Raw genomic sequence first — 5028 nt, forward strand, 5'->3', positions numbered from 1 at the left:
AACACAGTGGACGCGAGCAACTGAGGACAAGCCCTCGGCCTATTAGTACCGGTCAGCTCCACCCTTTACAGGGCTTCCACATCCGGCCTATCAACCCAGTCGTCTACTGGGAGCCTTAACCCCTCGAGGGGGTGGGAATACTCATCTCGAAGCAGGCTTCCCGCTTAGATGCTTTCAGCGGTTATCCCTCCCGAACGTAGCCAACCAGCCATGCACCTGGCGGTACAACTGGCACACCAGAGGTTCGTCCGTCCCGGTCCTCTCGTACTAGGGACAGCCCTTCTCAATATTCCTACGCGCACAGAGGATAGGGACCGAACTGTCTCACGACGTTCTAAACCCAGCTCGCGTACCGCTTTAATGGGCGAACAGCCCAACCCTTGGGACCGACTCCAGCCCCAGGATGCGACGAGCCGACATCGAGGTGCCAAACCATCCCGTCGATATGGACTCTTGGGGAAGATCAGCCTGTTATCCCCGGGGTACCTTTTATCCGTTGAGCGACGGCGCTTCCACAAGCCACCGCCGGATCACTAGTCCCGACTTTCGTCCCTGCTCGACCCGTCGGTCTCACAGTCAAGCTCCCTTGTGCACTTACACTCAACACCTGATTGCCAACCAGGCTGAGGGAACCTTTGGGCGCCTCCGTTACTCTTTGGGAGGCAACCGCCCCAGTTAAACTACCCATCAGACACTGTCCCTGATCCGGATCACGGACCGAGGTTAGACATCCAGCACGACCAGACTGGTATTTCAACGACGACTCACCGTGAACTGGCGTCCACGTTTCAAAGTCTCCCAGCTATCCTACACAAGCCGAACCGAACACCAATATCAAACTGTAGTAAAGGTCCCGGGGTCTTTCCGTCCTTCTGCGCGAAACGAGCATCTTTACTCGTAGTGCAATTTCACCGGGCCTATGGTTGAGACAGTCGAGAAGTCGTTACGCCATTCGTGCAGGTCGGAACTTACCCGACAAGGAATTTCGCTACCTTAGGATGGTTATAGTTACCACCGCCGTTTACTGGCGCTTAAGTTCTCAGCTTCGCCCAACCGAAGTTGGACTAACCGGTCCCCTTAACGTTCCAGCACCGGGCAGGCGTCAGTCCGTATACATCGCCTTACGGCTTCGCACGGACCTGTGTTTTTAGTAAACAGTCGCTTCTCGCTGGTCTCTGCGGCCACCCCCAGCTCAGAGAGTAAATCTCGTCACCAGGAATGGCCCCCCTTCTCCCGAAGTTACGGGGGCATTTTGCCGAGTTCCTTAACCATAGTTCACCCGAACGCCTCGGTATTCTCTACCTGACCACCTGAGTCGGTTTAGGGTACGGGCCGCCATGAAACTCGCTAGAGGCTTTTCTCGACAGCATAGGATCATCCACTTCACCACAATCGGCTCGGCATCAGGTCTCAGCCTTAATGTGTGACGGATTTGCCTATCACACGGCCTACACCCTTACCCCGGGACTACCACCGCCCGGGCTGGACTACCTTCCTGCGTCACCCCATCGCTTACCTACTACCACCTTGGGTCGCCGGCTCCACCACTTTCCTTTCCCCGAAGGGTCCGGAACGGCTTCACGGGCTTAGCATTAATGGGCTCGATATTGGGCGTTTCAAAGCGGGTACCGGAATATCAACCGGTTGTCCATCGACTACGCCTGTCGGCCTCGCCTTAGGTCCCGACTTACCCTGGGCAGATCAGCTTGACCCAGGAACCCTTAGTCAATCGGCGCACACGTTTCTCACGTGTGTATCGCTACTCATGCCTGCATTCTCACTCGTGAACCGTCCACAACTCGCTTCCGCGGCTGCTTCACCCGGCACACGACGCTCCCCTACCCATCCCAGCCCCCGTTGGGGGTATGTGCTGGAATGACACGACTTCGGCGGTACGCTTGAGCCCCGCTACATTGTCGGCGCGGAATCACTAGACCAGTGAGCTATTACGCACTCTTTCAAGGGTGGCTGCTTCTAAGCCAACCTCCTGGTTGTCTCTGCGACTCCACATCCTTTCCCACTTAGCGTACGCTTAGGGGCCTTAGTCGATGTTCTGGGCTGTTTCCCTCTCGACCATGGAGCTTATCCCCCACAGTCTCACTGCCGTGCTCTCACTTACCGGCATTCGGAGTTTGGCTAAGGTCAGTAACCCGGTAGGGCCCATCGCCTATCCAGTGCTCTACCTCCGGCAAGAAACACACGACGCTGCACCTAAATGCATTTCGGGGAGAACCAGCTATCACGGAGTTTGATTGGCCTTTCACCCCTAACCACAGGTCATCCCCCAAGTTTTCAACCTTGGTGGGTTCGGTCCTCCACGACCTCTTACAGCCGCTTCAACCTGCCCATGGCTAGATCACTCCGCTTCGGGTCTAGAGCGTGCAACTCAATCGCCCTATTCGGACTCGCTTTCGCTACGGCTTCCCCACACGGGTTAACCTCGCTACACACCGCTAACTCGCAGGCTCATTCTTCAAAAGGCACGCAGTCACGACGCACCAAGCAAGCTTGATGCGCGACGCTCCCACGGCTTGTAGGCACACGGTTTCAGGTACTATTTCACTCCGCTCCCGCGGTACTTTTCACCATTCCCTCACGGTACTATCCGCTATCGGTCACCAGGGAATATTTAGGCTTAGCGGGTGGTCCCGCCAGATTCACACGGGATTTCTCGGGCCCCGTGCTACTTGGGTGTCTCTCAAACGAGCCGCATGAATTTCAGCTACGGGGGTCTTACCCTCTACGCCGGACCTTTCGCATGTCCTTCGCCTATCCATACGGTTTCTGACTCGTCCTGTCGCCGGCAGACGACAGAAGAGAGATCCCACAACCCCGCATACGCAACCCCTGCCGGGTCTCACACGTATACGGTTTGGCCTCATCCGGTTTCGCTCGCCACTACTCCCGGAATCACGGTTGTTTTCTCTTCCTGAGGGTACTGAGATGTTTCACTTCCCCTCGTTCCCTCCACACTGCCTATGTGTTCAGCAGTGGGTGACAGCCCATGACGACTGCCGGGTTTCCCCATTCGGAAACCCCCGGATCAAAGCCTGGTTGACGACTCCCCGGGGACTATCGTGGCCTCCCACGTCCTTCATCGGTTCCTGGTGCCAAGGCATCCACCGTGCGCCCTTAAAAACTTGGCCACAGATGCTCGCGTCCACTGTGCAGTTCTCAAACAACGACCAACCACCCATCACCCTCACTGATTCAGTGAAGTTCACTGGGGCCGGCATTGAGGTCGGGACAAAGTCCGTACCCTCAGATACCCAACAACGTGCCCGGCACCCTCGCCCACTTCTCGTTCCGTTCCACGCTCCGAAGAGCAGTACTAGGAAGAGGAGTTGATCCGAGAGTGCCGAATAGTCAACGTTCCACCCATGAGCAACCAGCATCAGACATTCGCTGATGTACTGGCCTCTGAACAGTCAGCAAGCCGACTGCTTAGAAGTGCTCCTTAGAAAGGAGGTGATCCAGCCGCACCTTCCGGTACGGCTACCTTGTTACGACTTCGTCCCAATCGCTGGTCCCACCTTCGACAGCTCCCTCCCACAAGGGGTTGGGCCACCGGCTTCGGGTGTTACCGACTTTCGTGACGTGACGGGCGGTGTGTACAAGGCCCGGGAACGTATTCACCGCAGCAATGCTGATCTGCGATTACTAGCAACTCCGACTTCATGGGGTCGAGTTGCAGACCCCAATCCGAACTGAGACCGGCTTTTTGAGATTCGCTCCACCTCGCGGTATCGCAGCTCATTGTACCGGCCATTGTAGCACGTGTGCAGCCCAAGACATAAGGGGCATGATGACTTGACGTCGTCCCCACCTTCCTCCGAGTTGACCCCGGCGGTCTCCCGTGAGTCCCCAACACCCCGAAGGGCTTGCTGGCAACACGGGACAAGGGTTGCGCTCGTTGCGGGACTTAACCCAACATCTCACGACACGAGCTGACGACAGCCATGCACCACCTGTACACCGACCACAAGGGGGGCACTATCTCTAATGCTTTCCGGTGTATGTCAAGCCTTGGTAAGGTTCTTCGCGTTGCGTCGAATTAAGCCACATGCTCCGCTGCTTGTGCGGGCCCCCGTCAATTCCTTTGAGTTTTAGCCTTGCGGCCGTACTCCCCAGGCGGGGAACTTAATGCGTTAGCTGCGGCACCGACGACGTGGAATGTCGCCAACACCTAGTTCCCACCGTTTACGGCGTGGACTACCAGGGTATCTAATCCTGTTCGCTCCCCACGCTTTCGCTCCTCAGCGTCAGTAATGGCCCAGAGATCCGCCTTCGCCACCGGTGTTCCTCCTGATATCTGCGCATTTCACCGCTACACCAGGAATTCCGATCTCCCCTACCACACTCTAGCCAGCCCGTATCGAATGCAGAACCGGGGTTAAGCCCCGGTCTTTCACACCCGACGCGACTGGCCGCCTACGAGCTCTTTACGCCCAATAATTCCGGACAACGCTTGCGCCCTACGTATTACCGCGGCTGCTGGCACGTAGTTAGCCGGCGCTTCTTCTGCAGGTACCGTCACTTTCGCTTCTTCCCTGCTGAAAGAGGTTTACAACCCGAAGGCCGTCATCCCTCACGCGGCGTCGCTGCATCAGGCTTTCGCCCATTGTGCAATATTCCCCACTGCTGCCTCCCGTAGGAGTCTGGGCCGTGTCTCAGTCCCAGTGTGGCCGGTCGCCCTCTCAGGCCGGCTACCCGTCGTCGCCTTGGTAGGCCATTACCCCACCAACAAGCTGATAGGCCGCGGGCTCATCCTTCACCGCCGGAGCTTTCCACCTTCAACCATGCGGAAGAAGGTCGTATCCGGTATTAGACCCCGTTTCCAGGGCTTGTCCCAGAGTGAAGGGCAGATTGCCCACGTGTTACTCACCCGTTCGCCACTAATCCACCCCGAAGGGCTTCATCGTTCGACTTGCATGTGTTAAGCACGCCGCCAGCGTTCGTCCTGAGCCAGGATCAAACTCTCCGTGAATGTTTACCCGTAATCGGGTCACCATCCGCGTTGAGCGGAAC

General features: G+C 57.1%; 2 rRNA genes. Both read right to left on the bottom strand.

Annotation, left to right across the window (positions count from 1 at the left end):
- Positions 1-22 precede the first annotated feature (22 nt).
- Positions 23-3146: ribosomal RNA gene (locus H9Y04_RS45375) — 23S ribosomal RNA — on the bottom strand.
- Positions 3147-3461: 315 nt separating this feature from the next.
- Positions 3462-4987: ribosomal RNA gene (locus H9Y04_RS45380) — 16S ribosomal RNA — on the bottom strand.
- Together the 16S and 23S rRNA genes form the textbook arrangement of a ribosomal RNA operon.
- Positions 4988-5028 lie beyond the last annotated feature (41 nt).

This window comes from Streptomyces polyasparticus, from assembly GCF_014493765.1.
In the GTDB taxonomy this organism is placed as follows: domain Bacteria; phylum Actinomycetota; class Actinomycetes; order Streptomycetales; family Streptomycetaceae; genus Streptomyces; species Streptomyces polyasparticus.